The sequence below is a fragment of the Pelomicrobium sp. G1 genome (assembly GCF_051905455.1).
GTDB lineage: Bacteria > Pseudomonadota > Gammaproteobacteria > Burkholderiales > UBA6910 > Pelomicrobium.
Genome location: NZ_JBQACR010000418.1, coordinates 1 through 258, shown reverse-complemented (window position 1 = coordinate 258; position 258 = coordinate 1). Strand labels below are relative to the sequence as shown.

Sequence of the window (258 nt, the reverse complement as noted above, 5' to 3'; positions counted from 1 at the left end):
CAGTTCAACGGATACTTGCCGTAGACGCCGTAGTCCTTCTGCGCCTCCAGCATGGCGAAGATGTTCTGGATCGGCACGTCGGCCATGATGTAATGGGAGGGCGAGAAGATATAGCCGCCGCCGACCGCCAGGTTCTTCATCACGTCGTGCACGCCTTTGCGCACGTCCTCCACCTGGCCCCGCGGCAGCAACCGCTGTACGTCGAGGCCACCGATTAGCGCGATGTCCTTGCCGTACTTGGCCTTAATCGCCGGCTGG

At 61.6% G+C, this 258-nt stretch carries 1 protein-coding gene; it reads right to left on the bottom strand.

Translation table 11 applies throughout. The features are described from left to right. The coding region (locus tag ACTFO6_RS19065; RefSeq protein WP_439935910.1) for a uroporphyrinogen decarboxylase family protein at nt 1-258 on the bottom strand (258 nt) is incomplete at both ends.